The organism is Shewanella bicestrii, from assembly GCF_002216875.1.
In the GTDB taxonomy this organism is placed as follows: domain Bacteria; phylum Pseudomonadota; class Gammaproteobacteria; order Enterobacterales; family Shewanellaceae; genus Shewanella; species Shewanella seohaensis.
This window is the reverse complement of the sequence record NZ_CP022358.1, coordinates 3,542,627-3,563,689: the sequence shown is the minus strand read 5'-3', so window position 1 is coordinate 3,563,689 and position 21,063 is coordinate 3,542,627. Positions and strand designations below refer to the sequence as shown.

Here is a 21,063-nt window from a genome sequence, read left to right as displayed (position 1 = left end):
ACAGACATTATCGGTGTCAGTTTCGACGTGACGTGACTAAAAGGAGATCAATTGATCTCCTTTTTGTTTGTTTGGGTTTAATAAAGTTGTGTTTAATGCTATTCCTCAATAGCAGTCCAGTTGTGGGATTGCTATCATGAACATTCTTCTGCGTGAGTTGGGAATCTAAAAAGGTAGAAATGGATGAGTCTTAAAATTAGAACCGCTGTTGTTGCTGTGCTGGCGGGTGCCAGCTTGATGTTGGCTGGATGTGCGACCACTCAATCCCCCTTAGACAACCAAAATGACGTTGAAGGTAAATTGGTTATCGCCCCGGTGATGACTGATTATAAAGTCGAGGTGACCCTTGCTAAGCTCAATGAGATTTTATCAGCTGTTGAATTGACCAACGAGCAGCGCGCTCGTTTCCATTACGATCGTGGGGTAATTTACGACAGTGTGGGCTTGCGTTTAATGGCGCGCATCGATTTTATGCAAGCGCTAAAATTGCAACCCGACTTAGCCGATGCCTATAATTTCCTTGGTATTTATTATACCCAAGAGGGGGAATACGATAGTGCCTATGAGGCGTTTGATGGTGTATTAGAGTTATCGCCAAACTATGATTATGCCTACTTGAATCGTGGTATCGCGCTTTATTATGGTGACCGTAACGATCTTGCCTTAAAAGATATGCAATCCTTCTATGCTGCCGATAATAAAGATGGTTACCGAGCATTATGGTTGTATTTGATCCAATCAAAGGATAATGCCGTTGAGGCTAAACGCCAGCTACAGGAACACCGTAAGGGGCTTGAAGCGGATGCATGGTCAACCGTGATTGTTGATTATTATTTGGGCGTTAAGAGTCGTGAACAGGTATTTGCCGATGCCAAGTTAGGCCTCACTCATCCTAAAGAATATGCTGAACGTTTATGTGAAGCTTATTTCTATCTTGCCAAAATGGCCATTGCCAATAAGCAATATCAAGAGGCTGCAAATTATTTCCGCCTCGCTCTTGCGACTAATATTTATGACTTTGTTGAGCACAGATACGCGCGAATTGAGCTGGCAAAGGTCAAAGGGTTGCTCGAAGGCACAAAATAAGTCTTATCGCCTGAGGCTCATCTTGGGCTTTGCCTAGCCAAGCACGCACTGAGGCGCTATAATTTGCGCCTTTTTTAGCGATACGAGTGCATAGGTTAAATGTCAGACAATAAAGTAGAGGTCGATAAACGTCGCACCTTCGCGATTATATCGCACCCCGACGCGGGTAAAACCACCATTACCGAAAAAGTGCTGTTATTCGGAAACGCGCTGCAGAAAGCGGGTACCGTTAAGGGCAAAAAGTCGGGTCAGCACGCTAAGTCTGACTGGATGGAAATGGAAAAAGACCGTGGTATTTCGATTACAACGTCTGTCATGCAGTTTCCCTATGGTGGCGCGCTCGTTAACCTACTCGACACCCCCGGCCACGAAGACTTCTCGGAAGATACTTACCGCACCTTAACGGCGGTCGACTCTTGCTTGATGGTTATCGACTCGGCAAAGGGTGTTGAAGATCGTACCATCAAATTGATGGAAGTGACCCGTCTGCGCGATACACCTATCGTGACTTTTATGAACAAACTCGACCGTGATATTCGCGATCCTATCGAACTGATGGATGAGGTCGAGAACGTACTTAATATCGCCTGTGCGCCTATTACTTGGCCTATTGGCAGCGGTAAAGAATTTAAGGGTGTTTACCATATTCTGCGCGATGAAGTGGTGCTATACCAAAGCGGTTTGGGACACACGATTCAAGAGCGCCGTGTGATTGAAGGTATCGATAACCCTGATCTGGATAAAGCGATTGGCAGTTATGCCGCTGATCTGCGTGATGAAATGGAACTGGTTCGCGGAGCATCAAACGAGTTTGATCATCAAGCCTTCTTAAAGGGGGAGCTTACACCAGTGTTCTTCGGTACCGCATTAGGTAACTTCGGTGTTGATCATATCCTCGATGGTATTGTGGAGTGGGCGCCTAAACCGCTACCTCGTGAAAGCGATGTGCGGATGATCATGCCTGACGAAGAAAAATTCACCGGTTTTGTGTTTAAAATTCAAGCAAACATGGATCCTAAACACCGTGACCGCGTTGCCTTTATGCGTGTTTGCTCTGGTCGCTATGAGCAAGGTATGAAGATGCACCATGTGCGCATCGGCAAAGATGTTAACGTCAGCGATGCGTTGACCTTTATGGCGGGCGACCGTGAGCGCGCTGAAGTGGCGTATCCTGGTGATATTATTGGTTTACATAACCACGGAACCATTCGTATCGGCGATACGTTCACTCAAGGTGAAAAGTTCCGCTTTACCGGTGTACCTAACTTTGCGCCTGAAATGTTCCGCCGTATTCGTCTGCGCGATCCGCTCAAGCAAAAACAATTACTTAAGGGCTTAGTGCAATTATCTGAAGAAGGGGCTGTGCAGGTGTTTCGTCCCTTAGATACCAATGACTTGATCGTCGGTGCCGTGGGTGTACTCCAGTTTGAAGTGGTTGTAGGCCGCTTAAAGAGCGAGTACAACGTTGAGGCGATTTACGAAGGTATTAGCGTTTCAACTGCGCGCTGGGTTTATTGTAAAGATGAGCGTAAGCTAGAAGAGTTCCGCCGTAAGTGTAGCCAAAACTTGGCGCTCGACGGTGGTGATAACTTAACTTACATTGCGCCAACTATGGTTAACTTAAATCTTTCAATGGAAAGATACCCTGATATCGAGTTCGCTAAAACGCGCGAACACTAACAGGTAAGTGACTCTAGGGTTAAAGGCGGTGATTCACCGCCTTTTTTGTATCTAAAATTTGTGGGGTGATTGATGATAAGTTGGATAACTCGGGCGTGGCAGGCTTATATCCGTTGGTGTGACAAGATGGGACTCACGCCCGAGAATCGTCGTTGTTGCATGCCAAGATTAGAAGATCCGCCACTAATTCGAACTAAAGCTGATTGTCGAATAAAAGCGCAATCATCGAATGGAGACACAAAAACGGAGTGACAGATTGATGATGCTAGATACTCACGCGCACCTCGATTTTGTCGAGTTTGATAGTGACCGCGATCAAGTCATACAGCGTATGCATCATGCGGGCATCGATAATCTGATTATCCCAGGAGTCTCACCACAACACTGGACTAAACAATTGGCCATTGCTGAGCAATACCAGTGTTATTTTGCCTTAGGGATCCACCCTTGGTTTTGCCCGGGAGATGTTGATAAGGCCATCACAGAATTAACATTACAGGTTGCTCAGTTACGAGAATGTCCCCGTTTTGTTGCCATTGGTGAGTGTGGGTTAGACAAACTTTATGCTGACAATTGGAGCAACCAGTTAGCATTTTTTGACGCTCAGTTGGCGCTTGCTTATGAGCAGAATTTGCCCGTTATCGTCCATGCGGTAAAGGCACATCAAGAGGTGCTATTCCATTTAAAGCGCCATAAACTCCCAAAAGCGGGCGTAATACACGCCTTTTCTGGTAGTCCTGATATTGCACTCGAATACACTAAGCTAGGTTTTAAACTAGGCATTGGTGGTTTAGTGATGAATCCGAATGCGAAAAAACTGCTCAAAACTGTCAGTCAATTACCCTTAGAAAGTTTCCTGCTTGAGACTGATTCTCCAGCCATGACTCCGCTAAATGTTACAGAAAAACGCAATCAACCCGCTAATGCTGTACTTTTTATAGACAAAATTGCAACTTTGCAAAAAAAATCTAGTGTTCTAATATCAGAACACTTGGTGTCGAATGCAATGCAACTGTTTGACCTTTAGTTGTTTTTGGTTAAACAGGTGTATGTCGCAATAGCATTTTGCTCTAAGCGATTGAAATTAAACTCCAAAATTTTGATCAAAACGACGATTTTCGACTTTCTCTCGGGTATAATCTGACTCGGAAATAGGTTGATTAACAACATAATTAAAAAGTGTTAACAATAGGGTGATGGTTAATGAATATATTGATGAGCTTAGTAGGGGTGGTCGTCCTACTTGCGATAGGTTTCCTCCTATCGAATAACAAAAAAGCAATTAACTTGCGTACTGTGGGTGGTGCATTAGCCATCCAGGCCGCCTTCGGTGGTTTTGTACTGTACGTTCCTGTCGGTAAAGATATCCTGAAAAGTGTATCTGACGCGGTTTCTAGCGTTATCGGTTATGCACAAAACGGTATCGGCTTCCTGTTCGGTGATTTAGCTAACTTCAAACTTGGCTTTATCTTCGCGGTAAACGTGTTGCCAGTTATCGTGTTCTTCTCTTCTCTGATCGCCGTTCTGTACTACCTAGGCATCATGCAGTGGATCATTCGTATCATCGGTGGTGGTCTGCAAAAAGCATTAGGCACAAGCCGTACTGAATCTATGTCAGCGACTGCTAACATCTTCGTTGGTCAAACTGAAGCGCCGTTAGTGGTTCGTCCATTCATCCCAACTATGACTCAATCAGAACTGTTTGCGATCATGGTGGGTGGTTTAGCTTCTATCGCAGGTTCAGTACTGGCTGGTTACGCACAAATGGGCGTGCCTATTGAGTACTTAGTTGCTGCGTCATTCATGGCGGCACCAGGTGGTCTATTAATGGCTAAACTGATGCACCCAGAGACTGAAGTTGCTAAAAACGACATGGATGAATTACCAGAAGATCCTGATAAGCCAGCTAACGTATTAGACGCTGCTGCTGCGGGTGCTTCATCTGGTATGCACTTAGCGTTAAACGTTGGTGCAATGCTGTTAGCCTTCGTTGGTTTGATCGCAATGATCAACGGCATCATCGGTGGTGTAGGTGGTTGGTTCGGTGTTGAAGGTTTAACACTGGAACTGATCCTTGGTTACATCTTCATGCCTTTAGCTTTCTTAATCGGTGTACCTTGGAACGAAGCACTGGTTGCTGGTTCTTTCATCGGTCAGAAGATCGTTGTTAACGAATTCGTAGCTTACCTGAACTTTGCTCCATACCTAAAAGACATCGCTGATGGCGGTATGATTGTTGCTGACACTGGTTTAGCAATGACAGACAGAACCAAAGCGATTATTTCGTTTGCACTGTGTGGTTTCGCTAACTTGTCTTCTATTGCGATTCTGCTAGGTGGTTTAGGTGCTATGGCTCCTAACCGTCGTCACGATTTAGCTAAGTTAGGTATCCGTGCTGTTATCGCCGGTTCTTTAGCTAACTTAATGAGTGCAACAATTGCAGGTCTGTTCTTAGCTATCTAAGCATAGACGTGTAGGGGAGACGCTCCCCACTAACTGGGTCCTAACCATGCAGGGCGGGACCTAAGTTAATTCAACCATTTTCCAGTAGTGAATATTTCCCGATTGTATAGGCCAGATTACAACTAGACTTTAGCTGTGATGCTGTCTTAACAGTCGTGACGTACGGTTAAGTTAATTAATCGTAAACAACAAGTCGCGACTTTGTTCACAATTAAGAATTTTGTGTTCGTGATTTTACGCCAGATTATTGAGATTTTTTTTAATCGAGGTAGAATGCGAGCGCCACAAAAAGAACGCTACCCTTGACGGTAGCAAACAAAATAATGGGGTTGATGATGAAAAACGTTAAAACTTTAGCTTTAGCTGCTACAGCAGTAGCTGCAATGTCTGGTAACGCATTTGCTGCAGACCGTACAGACCTTCACGGTTCTGACTACAAGTGGATGCAGTTCAACGCTATGTACTCTATCGGCGAAAAGCCTGATAACCCAGCTTCTGGCGACCAACACAACTACTTAGAAATGGAGTTCGGCGGCCGTTCTGGTATTTTCGATCTCTATGGTTATGTTGACGTATTCAACTTAGCAAACGAGAACACCAAAGACGGTGACAAGAACCCTGGTTCAGGCACCAGCAAACTGTTCATGAAATTTGCTCCACGTGTTTCTATCGATGCATTAACCGGTAAAGATTTATCTTTCGGTCCAATCCAAGAAGTTTACTTCTCTACTCTGTTCAACTGGGACGGTCTGAACGGTGAAGGCGTTAACTCTACTTTCTGGGGTGTTGGTGCTGACGTAAACGTGCCTTGGTTAGGCAAAACAGGTATGAACCTGTACGGTTACTACGACATGAACGCGAAAGAGTGGAACGGTTACCAATTCTCTGCTAACTGGTTCAAGCCTTTCTACTTCTTCGACAACAAGAGCTTCCTGTCATTCCAAGGTTACATCGATTACCAATTCGGTGCTGACGAAGACAAGACTGCTTTCGTACCAAAAACCTCTAACGGTGGTAACATCTTCTTCGGTCTATACTGGCACTCAGATCGTTACGCTCTGGGCTATGGCCTGAAAGGCTTCAAAGACGTTTACCTGTTAGAAGACGGTGCTGGTGCACTGGCTCTAGAATCAACAGGTTGGTCTCACTACCTGTCAGCTACTTACAAGTTCTAATTTCTTGTAAGAGCCGTTGGAGCCGCGATGGCGGCTCCATCTTTTATGTGTCATGAATCTTTATCTAAACCCATTTATAATTTGAGCAGTGCGTTTATATAAAGGTTTGTGTTTTTCTCGCGCTAAAACGGATTTTTCGCGGAAAAGTAGGAACAAGACATTATTCGTATCCTCTCTTCCGGTCTTCAAGGATTCAAGTCGTGATCACTTATAGTTCATTTAAGTGTCAGGATGCGTATGTGTTATGCATAGGCAAGATTGAATACCTAATAAAAATGTAATTTGCCCTACACAAATTACTCGGCATCGCCTGAAGGCCCGGCCATATAAAAATAATCAAAATAATGCCAGCTCTGAGCGTTGCGTATAAGCGACTGATTTCTATTTATTTGTTTTTTCTTTTGGAGAGCTATTATGACTGATTTAAAAAAAGCAGCACAACGCGCCATCGAACTTATGGATTTAACCACCTTAAACGATGACGATACCGATCAGAAAGTGATCGACCTGTGTCACAAAGCCGTGACGCCAGCGGGTAATACTGCTGCCATCTGTATCTATCCTCGCTTCATTCCTATCGCACGTAAAACCCTCGATGAGCTGGGCGCAGAAGACATTCAAATCGCGACAGTAACCAACTTCCCACACGGTAACGATGATATTGCTATTGCAGTATTAGAAACCCGTGCTGCCGTTGCCTATGGTGCCGATGAAGTTGACGTGGTATTCCCTTACCGCGCGCTGATGGAAGGTAACGAAAGTGTCGGTTATGAGTTAGTCAAAGCCTGTAAAGAAGCCTGTGGCGATGTATTACTGAAAGTGATTATCGAATCTGGTGTATTAGCCGATCCTGCGCTTATCCGCCGCGCCTCTGAACTGTCTATCGATGCGGGTGCTGATTTTATCAAGACCTCTACCGGTAAAGTACCTGTCAACGCGACCCTTGAAGCGGCCGAAATCATGCTGACTGTGATCAGTGAAAAGAACACCAAAGTGGGCTTTAAGCCTGCTGGCGGCGTACGTGATGCTGCTCAAGCTGCAGAGTTTTTAGGTGTAGCTGAGCGTATTCTCGGTGCGGATTGGGTTTCTCCACGTACTTTTAGATTTGGTGCTTCAAGCTTACTCAACAGCTTGTTACACACATTAGAATTAGCCGATGCGCCTAAGCCGACTCAAGGCTATTAATCGAACATTGCATCTCGATTAATACCAAAATCGTATATCGAAACTAATTAAGTGTGACCTAAATCTAGTTGGAAACATCAAAACTTCTATAGCATGTAATTGTAATATTGCTACAGTTTTGATGTTTCATTGCAAAGCTAAATAACGGATATGTTGTATTAGTATTTAGCTTGGAGGCAGTATCATGTTTCTAGCTCAGGAAATTATACGTAAGAAACGCAATGGGTTAGCCTTAAGCACCGAAGAGATCCAGTTCTTCGTTAAGGGCATAACCACTAATGCAGTGTCGGAAGGTCAGATCGCCGCATTAGGCATGGCTGTGTATTTTAATGACATGAATATGGATGAAAGAATCGCTTTGACCACGGCAATGCGCGATTCTGGCACTGTACTCAATTGGCAATCACTTGGTCTTAATGGCCCTGTCATCGATAAACACAGTACAGGTGGTGTCGGTGATGTGATTAGTCTCATGCTCGGCCCCATGGCTGCAGCTTGCGGTGGTTATGTGCCGATGATTTCGGGTCGCGGACTCGGACACACAGGCGGTACGCTCGATAAGTTCGACGCTATTCCCGGTTATCAAACCGAACCTTCGAGTGAATTGTTCCGCAAAGTAGTTAAAGACGTTGGTGTGGCGATTATCGGCCAAACTGGCGATCTGGTTCCCGCCGATAAACGTTTTTATTCCATCCGTGACAACACTGCGACCGTCGAATCCATCTCCCTCATTACTGCCTCAATTCTCTCTAAGAAATTAGCTTGTAGTCTCGATGCATTGGCGATGGACGTCAAAGTCGGTAGCGGCGCATTTATGCCAACCTACGAAGCCTCTGAAGAACTTGCTCGCAGTATTGCAGCAGTAGCCAATGGCGCAGGTACTAAAACAACGGCCTTACTCACCGACATGAACCAAGTATTAGCCTCATGTGCGGGTAATGCGGTTGAAGTGAAAGAAGCCATCGACTTCTTAACCGGTGCTTACCGTAATCCTCGTCTGTACGCTGTGACTATGGGTCTTTGCGCCGAGATGTTACTCCTTGGTGGCCTCGCGACCGATGAAGCGGATGCACGTGCCAAGTTAAACCGCGTATTAGATAACGGCCGCGCTGCCGAGATCTTTGGCAAGATGGTTTCAGGCCTCGGTGGCCCCGTCGATTTTGTCGAAAACTACAGTAAGTACTTACCGCAATCGCAAATTATTCGCCCTGTCTTTGCGGATACCCAAGGCTATGCCCACAGCATGGACACCCGCGAACTCGGTTTAGCCGTGGTTACCTTAGGTGGTGGTCGTCGCAAGCCTGGCGATGCACTCGACTACAGTGTTGGTCTGACGCAAGTCTGTGCCCTTGGCGATAAGATTGATGCTTCAACGCCGATTGCCGTGATCCACGCGCAATCCGAAGATGCTTTTGCTCAAGCGGAAGAAGCCGTGAAAAAAGCGATTCGTATTGATGAAGTCGCTCCAGAAAAAACACCTGAGATCTATGCTTATATCCGAGCTGCGGATCTTTAAGGAAGAATTATGAAACGTACAGTTATAATGATGTTGGATTCCTTTGGTGTTGGCGCCGCTGGCGATGCCGCCAAGTTTGGGGATCTAGGTTCTGATACTTTTGGCCATATCGCTAAAGCGTGTGCCGAAGGTAAAGCCGATATCGGCCGTGAAGGTCCGTTAACGCTGCCAAACTTGGCGCGTTTAGGTTTGGCCCATGCGGCGATGGAAAGCACGGGGGCGTTTGCTCCAGGCTTTGCGGACAATGTTGAGCTGATTGGTGCCTATGGCCACGCTCAGGAGTTAAGTTCGGGTAAAGATACTCCGAGCGGCCACTGGGAAATGGCGGGTGTGCCCGTATTATTCGACTGGGGCTATTTCAGCGAGCACCAAAACTCGTTCCCTAAAGAGCTGACAGATAAGATTCTCGCCCGTGCAGGACTCGATGGCTTTTTAGGTAACTGCCATGCTTCTGGTACTACGATTCTGGAAGAATTAGGCGAAGAGCACATGCGCTCTGGCAAGCCGATTTTTTACACTTCGGCGGATTCGGTATTCCAGATTGCCTGCCATGAAGGCACATTTGGTTTAGAAAATTTATATCGTCTTTGCGAAATCGCCCGTGAAGAGTTAGAGCCTTACAACATTGGTCGCGTGATTGCGCGTCCATTCGATGGCACAGGCCCAAGCGACTTTGCTCGTACTGGTAACCGTAAGGATTACTCCCTCGAGCCGCCTGCGAAGACAGTATTAGATAAGTTAAAAGCCGCCGGTGGTGAAGTCGTGAGTGTGGGCAAGATTGCCGATATTTACGCTTACTGTGGCATCACCAAAAAGGTGAAGGCAAACGGTTTAGAAGCGCTATTTGATGCGACTTTAGCCGAAGTGAAATCAGCGGGTGAAAATACTATTGTATTCACTAACTTTGTTGATTTTGACTCCCATTATGGTCACCGCCGCGATGTGGCAGGTTATGCGAAAGGGCTGGAGTATTTCGACTCGCGTTTACCTGAAATGCTCGCGCTGCTGGATGAGGACGATCTGTTAATCCTCACCGCTGATCATGGTTGCGATCCAACATGGCAAGGTACTGACCATACCCGTGAATATGTGCCTGTATTGGCCTATGGCGCAGGGCTAAAAGCCGGTTCACTCGGTCGCCGTAACAGTTTCGCCGATATCGGCCAATCTATCGCGAGCTACTTCAAGCTTGAGCCGATGGAATACGGTGAGTCGTTTATCTAAGTAAACGTGCAAGATCTCGATTTGGCGGCCAACATTGGGCCGCCAGTAAACAAAGACTTAAGTCTTAATAAAATAAACAGGGGTTATTTCGATGGCAACACCACACATTAATGCTGTAGAGGGCGCATTCGCTGAGACAGTTCTGTTTCCAGGCGATCCATTACGTGCAAAATATATTGCTGAAACATTCTTAGAAAATGTTGAGCAAGTGACTGACGTTCGAAACATGCTAGGTTTTACAGGTACTTACAAAGGTAAACGTATTTCTGTTATGGGTTCAGGCATGGGTATTCCTTCATGCTCAATCTATGCAACTGAATTAATTAAAGACTACGGCGTTAAGAACCTGATCCGCGTGGGTACTTGTGGCGCGATCAGCACTGACGTTAAAGTGCGCGATGTGATCATCGGCATGGGTGCTTGTACCGATTCTCAAGTTAACCGTTTACGTTTCAAAGGCCAAGATTTCGCTGCTATCGCGAACTATGAGCTGATGAATGCCGTGATCGAATCTGCCAAAGTGAAAGGCACTAAGATCCGTGTTGGTAACGTTTTCTCTGCCGATCTGTTCTACACTCCTGATCCACAAATGTTTGACGTGATGGAAAAAATGGGCGTGTTAGGCGTAGAGATGGAAGCCGCTGGTTTATACGGTGTTGCCCATGAATTCGGTGCCCGTGCACTGTGTGTGGTAACTGTATCTGACCATATCCGTACTGGCGAAAAAACCACTTCTGATGAGCGTCAAACCACGTTCAACGATATGATCGTGATGACATTAGACGCTGCAATTACGCTGTAATGTGTCGCTAATCTCGTCATAAGAAAAGGGTTCGCACTGCGAACCCTTTTTTATTGCCTCGTTATCTTCAAGTTCAATCGGTTTAGCAGTGTTGCAGGCTCTTGGATGGATAATTTTGTAAGGCGGCGCTAAACCTAAGATGCTTCAGCTTGAGCAGGCACGCCTCGATTAACCCGTAGAATCGGTATCTAAATCGCTCGGTTGAGCCGGGGCTTTTTCAGTGGTAGATTTCGCTGCATTGGTTTTCACTCGGCGCACCGATTTAACCTTAGGTTTATTTGGCGCGGGCGTTGAGCTTGGCGCCTCGGTGACTGAAGCTTGAGTCGGCTGTTCTTTGGCATCCGTTTTAGACTGAGACTGAGGCGTTGGCTCAGATGATGACTCATCCTTTGTCTCTTTCTCTGGTTTTATCTCTGGTTTAAGCTCTGGCTTCGCATCAAGCGCTTTCTCTGCTGCTTGCTCTGATACTGGTTCTGGCGCAAGTGCAGCTTTTGTTTCTGCGCTTGTTTTGGCTTTCTTCGCTTTAGGTTCGGCAATGGCTTGATTACTGTCTTCATTCTGCGCCTTGCTAACGGCCGATTTCTCCAAGGGCGGAGTGTCGAGAGCCTGTGCTTCTTTGCTTTCTTTGGCCTTTTTAGCTTCTGCTGGCTTTTGCACTGCCTCAGTGTCACTTGCGATAATGGCATCCTGCTGGGTATCTTGATTATCTGATGGTTTTGCTTCCTCGGCCGCTTCGGGGGCTTTTATGGCTTTATTCTTCTTAGGGTTTTTACGCAATTTGGCGCGGGTGCGACGGCGGTCAAAATCGGCGCGCTTAAAGGACAAGGCGCGGGATAACAACATGCCGATAAGGCCGGCAACCAGCAGCATCATTTGCTGCTGCTCCATATTTAGGTTATGCGCTTCTTTGATTTCATTAAAAAATAGTTTGGTATCGAGTCTAACCTCGACATAGCCTAAATTTTTTCCATCTTGGATCACGGGTTCGACATAGGGCGGATATTTGCTTAGGAGCAAACTCATGTCTTCGGATTCTGGATCTAAGGCTTCATTGGTCAGGCTTTGGGCGAAGGCTAAGCGTATACCTTGGTCGCTGAAAATGGCTGCCGACATCACCTTAGGATCCTCGACTAAGGCGCTGGCCAGCCATTGGAGCTGCTCATCGTTTTGCAATTGTAGGGCGGGCGCCGCGCTGTAGGCCGTTTGTTGTACCAGTAATCTGGCCATCTTTTGCGTTTGGGACTTTAGAAGCAGCTGACCTTGTAGTAGGCTTGTCTGCCACAATTGCACTAAGCCGACCATCAAGGTCAGGGCGATGGCGATTTGGAGCAGTCTACTGATTTTATGGCTTTTCTTTAGCCCTTTAAGATATAACACTTTGACCCTTAATAGTTAGAGCGCTTGCCTAATCATAATTGATTCTGAGTGAGCCCGATAGTTGGAGAACACGAGTCCTATGGAAAGCTTGAACCAAAATGCGCTGTTTGTATGGTTAGCTGCTAGCCCTTCACCTCGCTTTGAATATCAGGGGCTCAGTTTCGAGGCTTATCAGGAGTCGTCTACGCGGTCATCCCCAAACGGATTTGCTATGCGTCTGATTTACGAAGATTTAAGCATTGAAGACTCATTAGCGGCTTGGATTGTTTCTCTAGCTAAAAGCCTTAAATTAACCTCGCTCTCCATCGCACCTATTCGCCGTCAAGTGGCGCTGCATTGTGTTGAATTAGCGCTTCCCGTTGAGCCGAGTGCCGAGCTGTTAGCCACCTGTCCATCACAGGTGGAGTTACACCTTATTCGCGGCCCATTACCTAAACTGAGCGAGCCCGGTTTACTGGTGATGGACATGGATTCTACCGCGATCCAAATTGAATGTATTGATGAACTTGCCGCGATGGCAGGGGTCGGCGAGCAAGTGGCGGCGATCACAGAGCGCGCGATGCAGGGCGAGCTGGATTTCGAGCAGAGTTTGCGCCAAAGGGTTGCCCAGCTCGAGGGTGCCGATGCCAAGATTATTCAAACCTTGTGTGACACTTTGCCACTGATGCCGGGCCTTGAGGCCATGCTGACCGAGCTTAAGTCGCACCATTGGCGCCTCGTTGTGGCTTCAGGCGGCTTTACGCCGTTCGTTGGTCACTTAAAACAGCTGCTGAATTTAGACGCAGCCTTTGCCAATGAATTAGTGATTGCGGACGGCAAGCTTGCGGGAACCGTCACGGGGAAAGTCGTCGATGCCCAGTTTAAGGCCGATGTGGTGAACCGTTGTAGCCAAGACTGGCAGCTCCCTGCTGGCCAGCGTGTTGCCATCGGTGACGGTGCAAACGATATTCCTATGGTGCAGGCGGCGGACTTTGGGATTGCCTTCCATGCTAAGCCTAAACTTGCGGCGGCGGCTGATGCGCGGATCCGCAGTTTAGATCTGCGGGTATTGCCTTATCTGCTGCAGTATTAATTTATCCGCTGTTTCCGAGTCGTTAACATTAGAGTAATGACTCTTGTTTTTTGACGCTTAGCTGGTAGTTTAGTGTTTATTAATGGACTACCAGCGACTGACTTTGACTTCCTCTTCATCCCAACACTCGGCGCAAACGCCCGCACAAACTTCCCTCTATATTCCGTACCGAGATGGGCTGCTGCACCTGCGCCAGTTGTTGCCTGCTAATGCGGATTTTTCAAAGCCTCCGATCTTGATGTTGCATGGTGCTATGTCCAATGGCCGGGTATTTTACAGCCAGAGTGGCCGAGGCTTAGGATGCTTTCTCGCTCAGGCGGGCTTTGTGGTTTATGTGTTGGATACGGCGGGTAGAGGTTTGAGTTTACCCAAAATTGCGCGTGGGTTTACTCTGGGGCAAGGTGAGGTGATCCGCGAGCAACTGCCATTAGTGCAGCAGCATATTTTGAAGATACATCAACAGCGTTGTCAGGAACAGGGAAAGTCGGCGCCATCGCAGCTGCATTGGTGCGCGCATTCTTGGGGCGGCGTGTTGATGGCAAGCGCCTTAGCGCGTTACCCCGAACTGCAGCAGAGTGTACGTTCACTGCTAACCTTTGGCAGTAAACGCACGATTCGAGTGAAGTCCTTTAAAAAATGGTTGATGGTCGATGTGTTTTGGAATCGCCTCGCCCCGAGTTTAGCCGTGGGGCAGGGGTATCTCGCCGCCGATAAACTGCGTGTCGGCATGGATAACGAGAGCCGCGCCTCATTAACTCAAAGCATAGATTGGGTGCGTGGAGAGTGGCGTGACCATGACGATGGCTTCGATTATGGTAAGGCGGCGAAGGCGGCCCACTGGCCCGTCGCGTGGTTTATTGCTGGGCAAAACGATACTGTGCTTGGGCATCCCGAAGATGTCGCCGATATGATCTCTGAATGTGGTTTTCGCCAAGTGAAATACACTCTGCTCTCAAAGGCGAATGGCTTTAAACACGACTATGGTCATGCGGATATGCTGACCCATATGGATGCGATGAGTGACCATTTTCCACTGATCCGCGATTGGTATCTCGGGTTTGCATTGGCGGTGTTAAAAGACTAGGGCGATGCCCCCTAGTTTATTTTTGCAGAGCAGGATAGCGCAGCTCCACCTCTTGGGTGATATCGAGTAGCTCACCTACACCGATAATCCGCCAAAGTTGTTCCTCGAGTTGTTTCGCCCTGTGGTTTGCGTGGATGTTGATGTATTCCAATTCGCGGCGCAGGTAACCCATATCCGGTTTCTCGGTCGCACCACGGTAAATCCGCAGCGCCATAAAGCGTCCTGCTAGTTTACTTTGGTTGATAAAGGCGATTTTAGCCTGCGCATCTCCAAGCTCGGTGGCGGGAACACATTTTAAATGGAATTGACCGCGGGACTGGCGGGTCAATTGGATAAATACCTCAATAAAATCCATATCCTGCTGCGGCTTCATTTGGCGGATAGGATCGAGAATATCCCGTTTAAAGAATCCATCTTTTAATAGCGGCGCGAGATTATATTGCAGGGTATCCGAGGAGCCTGCGGCAAAAATATCGCTGATTTCATCATGCTCTGTGCTGACCCCTAAACAGGTGACCTGTGCCGATTTTGTTGTTTTTTCAACAAAATAGGGGACCGAATGCAGCTCGCGCAATAAAATGTTTTTTAAACCATCGGCGAGCTCTTTTATCTCGCTGTTGTTCTCGGTCAGCTGCTCGAGTTTTTCACGGTTATGGGCGATCAGTTTATTTAAAAACTCCACCCCAACGTGGGGCGTATGACCCATGACCGCAGCTAAATGGAGCGTCACGCCATTTTTACGGGTACGCACTAGACGGTAGGGTAAATTATCCAGCTGAGTCTTACCGGCAATGGTCTGCAACTTAGGCAAACTGATCATTATTGGCTTGTTGGTGGCAAACTCAGTCGGATTATCAAGCGTCAGCTGCATACCTCGGCCTGAAATATCTAAGGTTATCCCCGTCGCTTTTAGGGCTCCCTGTGACACATTGACTAAGGTTTTGAAGGCAAAACGAGCCTCCTGTCGACGCTCACTAAATTGCATCGAAACTGGCTTGATTTGGTGTGCCGTTAGGCGCTGTTGGCCAAAGGCTTTGAGCGCATTGGCATTGCTATCGTCCTGCCAGGCTTTGTAGCTGGCCCTTTCATCCTCATTGGTGAGGTCTATAAGTTGCAGCATATGGCTGAACTGGGACAATTGCTGCTCCACCAGCGGACTGTACTTGGCATCATCCCCCGGCAAGGTCGCACGGCGATAGCCTTTAGCATGGTAAATCTTATCTGGGATGAGTTTGAAAATACGCCAGCTCGGTTTCGTTGAGGCAAAACCGAGGAATAAAGACGTCATGCCCTTGGCTTTTAATTCGGCTAAGGTGGCCGAGTAAAAATACAGTGAGCCTTGGGCGTTGTAGGTAAAACTAAAAAACAATCCGTAATCGGGATTTTCGGGATGATTGACTAGCGCAGAGAGCCTTGCCGGCGTCAGCATGGCGGGCAACTGGCTGATATCATTCTCATCCTGAAAATAATGCACTATCTGCTGATTGTCGCGGCTCAGCAGCATATGGGTGATGGATTGGGACTGCTGATTGAGAAACAAAGGCAGATGCGGCAGGTGCGGTAGGTAATGACGCTCGAACCCCAAACCCGACGCCGTCACTAAGACATCATTCACATCCAGCTTATAACGAAGTTTATAACCACGGATTAAGTTGCCCAGCATTTCACCTAAAGCATCGGTACCACCAATTCGGCGCAAGCGTAACCAAACGAATTCACCATTGGTTTGGCTATCGACAATCTGATAATCGACCCCGAGTTGTAAATCGGGGTAGTAATATTCTTCACTCAGCTCGAGCAGTTTGACCTTAAGGGGCTTATCGAGGTCGAAGGGATGATTCGCCGCCAAGCGAATGCGCGCACCGCCAACCGATAAATCGACGGTGATCCCCGGCATTTCCGTCCGTCCGGGTTGCGACACCGCAATGCGGATACTGTAATTCATCCGCTCTTCGGCGCGGTTAAAATAACTGCCGAGCACCACGCCGGGCACCATAAACGGCTCGGGTTCTACGCTATCGGTTTGTTGTGTTACCTGACGCAGTTTTTGTCGCCGCTGTTGATGGGCGGCGATGACATATTCATACACCCCTAAGGTGTACTTATTGCGGTATAAAGACATGGCCGCTTGCAGACTATGCTTGGCGGGCTCATCGAGAAAATGGCGCTGTTGGCCGAGCATGACTTCGGTGCAGGGCAACTCAGATTTGTCCCTAAGATCGATAATCCGGGTGCAGGGCGAAGCCAAACGATTCAACTCCATTTTCAATAGAAAACGGGTCGAATTGTTTTCATCGGCAGTCAGCTGCTGAAAAATCTCTTGGAAATTAGGTTCCATGAGTAGCGGCTTGAGCTGTTCTATGAGTGCATTATGGTTATCTAAACTCATGTAGGGTCTTTTCTAATGCTGATTTTATGCCGTGCTGTGTTAGTCTAATGTCGGCAGTATTCACAGTTACTTAAATTGATTTTATACAGATTTTAATAAGTTATGGCAAAGAATAAAACCGCGTACGTGTGCAATGAGTGTGGACAGGATTTTCCTCGCTGGCAAGGGCAGTGCAGTGCTTGTCAGGAGTGGAATACGATAACCGAAGTGCGCTTAGGCGCAGCCTCGCCCGGACGGGGAACTAAGTTTGCGGGTTATGCCGGTGCTGGTAGTAGCGAAGTCAAAACCTTAGACCAAATTGACCTCAATGCGTTACCACGGATTGTGAGCCATTTTGGTGAGCTCGACCGCGTGCTCGGGGGCGGTATAGTGCCAGGTTCCGCGATTCTGATTGGCGGTCATCCTGGTGCCGGTAAGAGTACGCTGTTGCTCCAAACCCTGTGCCATTTAGCCGAGCAAATGCCTGCGCTCTATGTGACGGGTGAGGAGTCCCTGCAGCAAGTCGCTATGCGCGCCCATCGCTTAGGGTTGCCGACCAATAAACTGCGGATGTTATCCGAGACCAGTGTGGAGCAGATCTGCGAAGTCGCCCTGCAAGAATCGCCAAAAGTCATCGTCGTCGACTCTATTCAAGTCATGCACATGAGCGATGTAGCATCGAGCCCCGGCAGCGTGTCGCAGGTGCGTGAATCGGCCTCCTATTTAACTCGCTTTGCTAAGCAAAACGGTATTGCCGTGATTATGGTCGGCCATGTGACCAAAGACGGTAGCCTCGCCGGGCCTAAAGTGCTCGAGCACTGTATCGATTGTTCTGTGATGTTTGAAGGGGATAGCGACAGCCGTTATCGCACCTTGCGCTCCCACAAGAACCGTTTTGGGGCGATTAACGAGTTAGGCGTCTTCGCCATGACCGAGCGTGGTTTGAAGGAAGTGGCTAACCCTTCGGCGATTTTCCTCTCCCGGGGGGAAGAAGAATCCTCTGGCTCCTTAGTGATGGTGGTGTGGGAAGGTACGCGTCCGCTGTTGGTAGAACTTCAGGTGCTGGTGGACAATTCGGCGATGTCGAACCCACGCCGCGTTGCTGTGGGCATGGATGCAAACCGTTTAGCCATGTTACTGGCAGTGATGCATCGCCATGGTGGGTTACAAATGTCGGATCAGGACGTGTTTGTGAACGTCGTTGGTGGGGTTAAAGTGACGGAAACCAGTGCCGACTTAACCTTACTGCTGGCCATGGTGTCGAGTTTCCGTGGCGATATTTTACCGAGCGATTTAGTGGTATTTGGCGAAGTGGGTTTATCTGGGGAAATTCGCCCCGTGCCCAATGGTCAAGAACGCCTCGTTGAAGCCGCCAAACATGGCTTTAAGCGGGCGATTGTGCCCCGTGCCAATGTGCCGAAAAAGCCGCCTGCGGGCATGGAAGTGGTGGGCGTGGCAAAATTATCCGAAGCCCTCGAAGCGATATAATGATCAAAACAAAAACAGCGCCTAATGGCGCTGTTTTTTATGGTGTTATCGGCGGTGAAGCCTGTGTCGCGCTGAGCTTTCGCTTAATCGGCGCTGTTGTGTTTTTCGATAAATAGAGCTAATTCACGATTCAGTATCGACGCATCGCCTAGGTTCAGCTCAACGATGCGTTTGAGGTGGCTGATGCTGTCAACATCGATAAAGTTACATTTCAGGCCCAGTTGCTGGTTGCGTTGATGCACTAACTCGGTTTCCATTTGCAGCTCAATATCCGAGCCCGGCAAGGTAAAACTGAGGGTGATAGGCTCACTTGAATGGCTAAATCCGGCAGGTTCGTCCACCAGTGCGCCATTTAGGCTGAGGTCGAGTATGGTGGTTTGCCACTGTTTATCGCCTTGGTGTACCGATGCGCTAGCGGCAAAGAGGATCCGCGAGAACTTTCGTCTTTCATCAATCACTACTTCTTTATTGTTCATAGTTTGTTAGTGCTCACCCCAATCAATATGCCTAAGCATATGTCATATTGATGTTACTGTAAAAGTTCGGCAGTTTTTTGTGCGAGAAAGTAACGGAGATCGCATATTTTACCTTTTCCTCATATGCAAATATGAAAAAGTATGAATAATTCAGTTAAGCAAAATAAGAGATGTAGAACATGGCCTATAGTGTGCTCGTTGTCGATGATGAAGCGGTTATTCGTGCTCGATTGAAAGGGTATTTTGAAAAAGAAGGTTACCGCGTTGTCGAGGCGGCCGATGGCGAGCAGATGTGGCACGAGTTTAATCGTCAACATATTGATTTAATTATGTTAGACATTAACCTGCCCGGGGTGGATGGTTTAAGCTTAACCCGCGAGTTACGTAGCCGCTCCCATGTGGGGATTATCTTAGTCTCGGGCCGTGATGAATCGATTGATAAAATCGTTGGCCTTGAGATGGGCGCCGATGATTATGTGACTAAGCCCTTCGAGCTGCGGGAGCTATTGGTTAGGGTTAAAAACCTTCTGTGGCGGATTTCTCTGGTAAAACAAGCCGAACAAGCGCTGGTGCAGGAATTATCCGAGCCCGATGATGTGATGAGTTTTGAAGGCTATCGGCTTGAATTAAACAGCCGTAAGCTGCGCCAAGGGGAGGAACTTATCAAGCTCACTAAGGCCGAATTTGAGTTGTTAACCGCCTTTGCTTTGCATCCGCAGCAGGTACTTTCCCGCGAGCGCTTAATGCAGCAAACCAGTCATCGCAATCAGGATGTGAATGACAGAACCATAGATGTCATCATCCGTCGCCTGCGTAATAAGCTTAATCCCGAACTCTTTGTTACTGTCCATGGTGAAGGCTATTTGTTTGCCGCTAAGGTGGATGACTAATCGCTAACTTAAGTCCCTGATTTTAGACCTATATTAAGCGCAGCGTTAATCGCTTTGTTAAGCACTCAGGGGCGCACTTGATACAGGGGATAAAAATCCGCTTCGGCGAGACTAAAGCTAAGATCCGATAAGGTATTTGGTGAGGTCGTGCGCTCAACGATAGCAGGACCTATATCGCCAAAAGGCGCGGCGCCTTCGAGTTGTTTTACCGTGACATCGATGGCGAGTTTGCCCTGTAACACGACCAAGTCATCATTGCTGTAGACCACTTTTTGTCGCTTTAAGCCGCGCAGAATCGCGGGGGAGAAGTAACTGCTCACCAGCTTGATGTCTTGCGTCAGCTGTTTTTGTTTGAGGGTACTAACAGCGGCTTCTATCGCCACCGCACTGCCGAGAATATAGTCGGGGCGCTGGGCCTTAAGCAGAATCTGTAATTGATCGCGGTAGAGATTGCGATTGTTATCGGCATGCTGAATCGCACTGATGCTGACATTGCTGCCCTCGAGGGCATGACGAATGCCTTGTTCGACTAAATCTGTGCCGCCGAGGTTTTCAGGGCCCGCTAAGAGGGCCAAGGTGGTCGGCTGGGTGGGCGTATGTGCCTTGGCATCTGCCTTAATAAAATTGCCCGCGCTGAGCCCCATTTGATACCAGTTAACGCCGATATGGGTCTGCACTTGCTCAGCATTGAGCTTATTCACTAGGGCGAGTACGGGTTTAGTTAGCGGCTCAGAAAACTGTTCGAGCAGATTGGGGCTCACGGCGCCAAGCAAAATCGCGTCGTAATCTCCCTTCATGCAGGCGCTTAATTGCTCGAGCTGTTTATCTTGATGGTAGTAGCTGCCCGCTTCGAACAGATCCAGCGACACACCGAGGTGTTTCGCCTGTTGGATCAGGCCGTAGTCGATGCCAATCCAATAGGCATCCTTCAGGTGGGGGACTAAGGCACAAATGCGCCAAGCCTGTTGTGCTTTACTCAGGGGATGATAATCGAGTGCCTGCGCCTGTTGAATCTTGGCATTAAAGGGATGGCGTTGCTCTAATGGCCAAGTTTGGCTGTTGGCACCAGCTGCAGATAAACATGACAGGCCAAAAGTGGTGAGTGTGAGCAAAGCTTGCCAAAATTTTCCCATTGTCTCGTATCATCCACAGTGATTATCTCGAAGGCATTGTAACA

18 protein-coding genes are annotated in these 21,063 nt (G+C 47.9%); 14 read left to right on the top strand and 4 right to left on the bottom strand.

Going from position 1 to position 21,063, the window contains the following annotated elements; all coding sequences use genetic code 11:
- The first annotated feature begins 183 nt into the window (after positions 1-183).
- The 10 genes from nlpI (at position 184) to deoD (ending at position 11,131) form a co-directional block, all read left to right on the top strand.
- The gene (nlpI, locus tag CF168_RS15560; protein WP_037429687.1) at positions 184-1,086 is read left to right on the top strand and encodes a lipoprotein NlpI; all 903 of its coding nucleotides are present in this window, start codon (positions 184-186) and stop codon (positions 1,084-1,086) included.
- Between the two features lie 99 nt (positions 1,087-1,185).
- A complete protein-coding gene (prfC, locus tag CF168_RS15555) occupies positions 1,186-2,766 on the top strand; it encodes a peptide chain release factor 3 (RefSeq protein WP_037415348.1) in 1,581 nt (526 codons plus the stop codon).
- 69 nt (positions 2,767-2,835) lie between these two features.
- On the top strand, positions 2,836-3,018 hold the full coding sequence (locus CF168_RS22685; protein ID WP_308219524.1) for a hypothetical protein: 183 nt from the start codon (positions 2,836-2,838) through the stop codon (positions 3,016-3,018).
- 10 nt (positions 3,019-3,028) lie between these two features.
- The gene (locus CF168_RS15545; protein ID WP_167373711.1) at positions 3,029-3,793 is read left to right on the top strand and encodes a TatD family hydrolase; all 765 of its coding nucleotides are present in this window, start codon (positions 3,029-3,031) and stop codon (positions 3,791-3,793) included.
- Between the two features lie 176 nt (positions 3,794-3,969).
- Positions 3,970-5,229, top strand: a complete 1,260-nt coding sequence (locus tag CF168_RS15540) for a NupC/NupG family nucleoside CNT transporter (RefSeq protein ID WP_011716150.1) — start codon at positions 3,970-3,972, stop codon at positions 5,227-5,229.
- A 335-nt stretch (positions 5,230-5,564) separates the two neighbouring features.
- Positions 5,565-6,404: an outer membrane protein OmpK gene (locus CF168_RS15535; RefSeq protein ID WP_089068271.1), complete on the top strand. Its 840-nt coding sequence runs from the start codon at positions 5,565-5,567 to the stop codon at positions 6,402-6,404.
- 414 nt (positions 6,405-6,818) lie between these two features.
- Positions 6,819-7,589, top strand: coding sequence for a deoxyribose-phosphate aldolase (gene deoC, locus CF168_RS15530; protein WP_011716152.1), 771 nt, complete (start codon positions 6,819-6,821; stop codon positions 7,587-7,589).
- A 184-nt stretch (positions 7,590-7,773) separates the two neighbouring features.
- Positions 7,774-9,105, top strand: a complete 1,332-nt coding sequence (deoA, locus tag CF168_RS15525) for a thymidine phosphorylase (protein ID WP_011625502.1) — start codon at positions 7,774-7,776, stop codon at positions 9,103-9,105.
- 9 nt (positions 9,106-9,114) lie between these two features.
- Positions 9,115-10,329 (top strand): phosphopentomutase, encoded by a 1,215-nt coding sequence (locus CF168_RS15520; RefSeq protein WP_055647280.1) that lies wholly within the window; start codon positions 9,115-9,117, stop codon positions 10,327-10,329.
- Between the two features lie 91 nt (positions 10,330-10,420).
- Positions 10,421-11,131, top strand: a complete 711-nt coding sequence (gene deoD, locus CF168_RS15515; protein ID WP_011621831.1) for a purine-nucleoside phosphorylase — start codon at positions 10,421-10,423, stop codon at positions 11,129-11,131.
- A gap of 168 nt (positions 11,132-11,299) precedes the next feature.
- Here deoD and CF168_RS15510 read toward each other — a convergent pair whose 3' ends face one another.
- Positions 11,300-12,508, bottom strand: a complete 1,209-nt coding sequence (locus tag CF168_RS15510) for a YtjB family periplasmic protein (RefSeq protein WP_089068270.1) — start codon at positions 12,506-12,508, stop codon at positions 11,300-11,302.
- A 79-nt stretch (positions 12,509-12,587) separates the two neighbouring features.
- Here CF168_RS15510 and serB point away from each other — a divergent pair, with 79 nt between their 5' ends.
- Positions 12,588-13,580, top strand: coding sequence for a phosphoserine phosphatase SerB (serB, locus tag CF168_RS15505; RefSeq protein WP_089068269.1), 993 nt, complete (start codon positions 12,588-12,590; stop codon positions 13,578-13,580).
- 82 nt (positions 13,581-13,662) lie between these two features.
- Entirely contained in the window at positions 13,663-14,664 is a 1,002-nt protein-coding gene (locus CF168_RS15500; protein WP_089068268.1) for an alpha/beta fold hydrolase, read from the top strand.
- Positions 14,665-14,680: 16 nt separating this feature from the next.
- Here CF168_RS15500 and CF168_RS15495 read toward each other — a convergent pair whose 3' ends face one another.
- A complete protein-coding gene (locus CF168_RS15495) occupies positions 14,681-17,053 on the bottom strand; it encodes a PilZ domain-containing protein (RefSeq protein WP_089068267.1) in 2,373 nt (790 codons plus the stop codon).
- Positions 17,054-17,155: 102 nt separating this feature from the next.
- On the opposite strand from CF168_RS15495, the gene radA reads away from it, so the two are divergent.
- Positions 17,156-18,520, top strand: a complete 1,365-nt coding sequence (radA, locus tag CF168_RS15490) for a DNA repair protein RadA (protein WP_011621836.1) — start codon at positions 17,156-17,158, stop codon at positions 18,518-18,520.
- 83 nt (positions 18,521-18,603) lie between these two features.
- Here radA and CF168_RS15485 read toward each other — a convergent pair whose 3' ends face one another.
- Entirely contained in the window at positions 18,604-18,975 is a 372-nt protein-coding gene (locus CF168_RS15485) for a PilZ domain-containing protein (protein ID WP_164717995.1), read from the bottom strand.
- Between the two features lie 200 nt (positions 18,976-19,175).
- On the opposite strand from CF168_RS15485, the gene torR reads away from it, so the two are divergent.
- Positions 19,176-19,886, top strand: coding sequence for a two-component system response regulator TorR (torR, locus tag CF168_RS15480; RefSeq protein ID WP_011625509.1), 711 nt, complete (start codon positions 19,176-19,178; stop codon positions 19,884-19,886).
- A 65-nt stretch (positions 19,887-19,951) separates the two neighbouring features.
- On the opposite strand, the gene torT is transcribed toward torR, so the two are convergent.
- On the bottom strand, positions 19,952-21,019 hold the full coding sequence (gene torT / locus CF168_RS15475) for a TMAO reductase system periplasmic protein TorT (protein WP_089068265.1): 1,068 nt from the start codon (positions 21,017-21,019) through the stop codon (positions 19,952-19,954).
- Positions 21,020-21,063 lie beyond the last annotated feature (44 nt).

Coding starts and splice junctions, on each gene's coding strand:
- CF168_RS15540 (WP_011716150.1), top strand. CDS start 3,970: ATGAATATATTGATGAGCTTAGTAGGGGTGGTCGTCCTACTTGCGATA.
- CF168_RS15535 (WP_089068271.1), top strand. CDS start 5,565: ATGAAAAACGTTAAAACTTTAGCTTTAGCTGCTACAGCAGTAGCTGCA.
- deoA (WP_011625502.1), top strand. CDS start 7,774: ATGTTTCTAGCTCAGGAAATTATACGTAAGAAACGCAATGGGTTAGCC.
- torT (WP_089068265.1), bottom strand. CDS start 21,019: ATGGGAAAATTTTGGCAAGCTTTGCTCACACTCACCACTTTTGGCCTG.
- serB (WP_089068269.1), top strand. CDS start 12,588: ATGGAAAGCTTGAACCAAAATGCGCTGTTTGTATGGTTAGCTGCTAGC.
- CF168_RS15500 (WP_089068268.1), top strand. CDS start 13,663: ATGGACTACCAGCGACTGACTTTGACTTCCTCTTCATCCCAACACTCG.
- deoC (WP_011716152.1), top strand. CDS start 6,819: ATGACTGATTTAAAAAAAGCAGCACAACGCGCCATCGAACTTATGGAT.
- nlpI (WP_037429687.1), top strand. CDS start 184: ATGAGTCTTAAAATTAGAACCGCTGTTGTTGCTGTGCTGGCGGGTGCC.
- torR (WP_011625509.1), top strand. CDS start 19,176: ATGGCCTATAGTGTGCTCGTTGTCGATGATGAAGCGGTTATTCGTGCT.
- deoD (WP_011621831.1), top strand. CDS start 10,421: ATGGCAACACCACACATTAATGCTGTAGAGGGCGCATTCGCTGAGACA.
- radA (WP_011621836.1), top strand. CDS start 17,156: ATGGCAAAGAATAAAACCGCGTACGTGTGCAATGAGTGTGGACAGGAT.
- CF168_RS15520 (WP_055647280.1), top strand. CDS start 9,115: ATGAAACGTACAGTTATAATGATGTTGGATTCCTTTGGTGTTGGCGCC.
- prfC (WP_037415348.1), top strand. CDS start 1,186: ATGTCAGACAATAAAGTAGAGGTCGATAAACGTCGCACCTTCGCGATT.
- CF168_RS15545 (WP_167373711.1), top strand. CDS start 3,029: ATGCTAGATACTCACGCGCACCTCGATTTTGTCGAGTTTGATAGTGAC.
- CF168_RS15495 (WP_089068267.1), bottom strand. CDS start 17,053: ATGAGTTTAGATAACCATAATGCACTCATAGAACAGCTCAAGCCGCTA.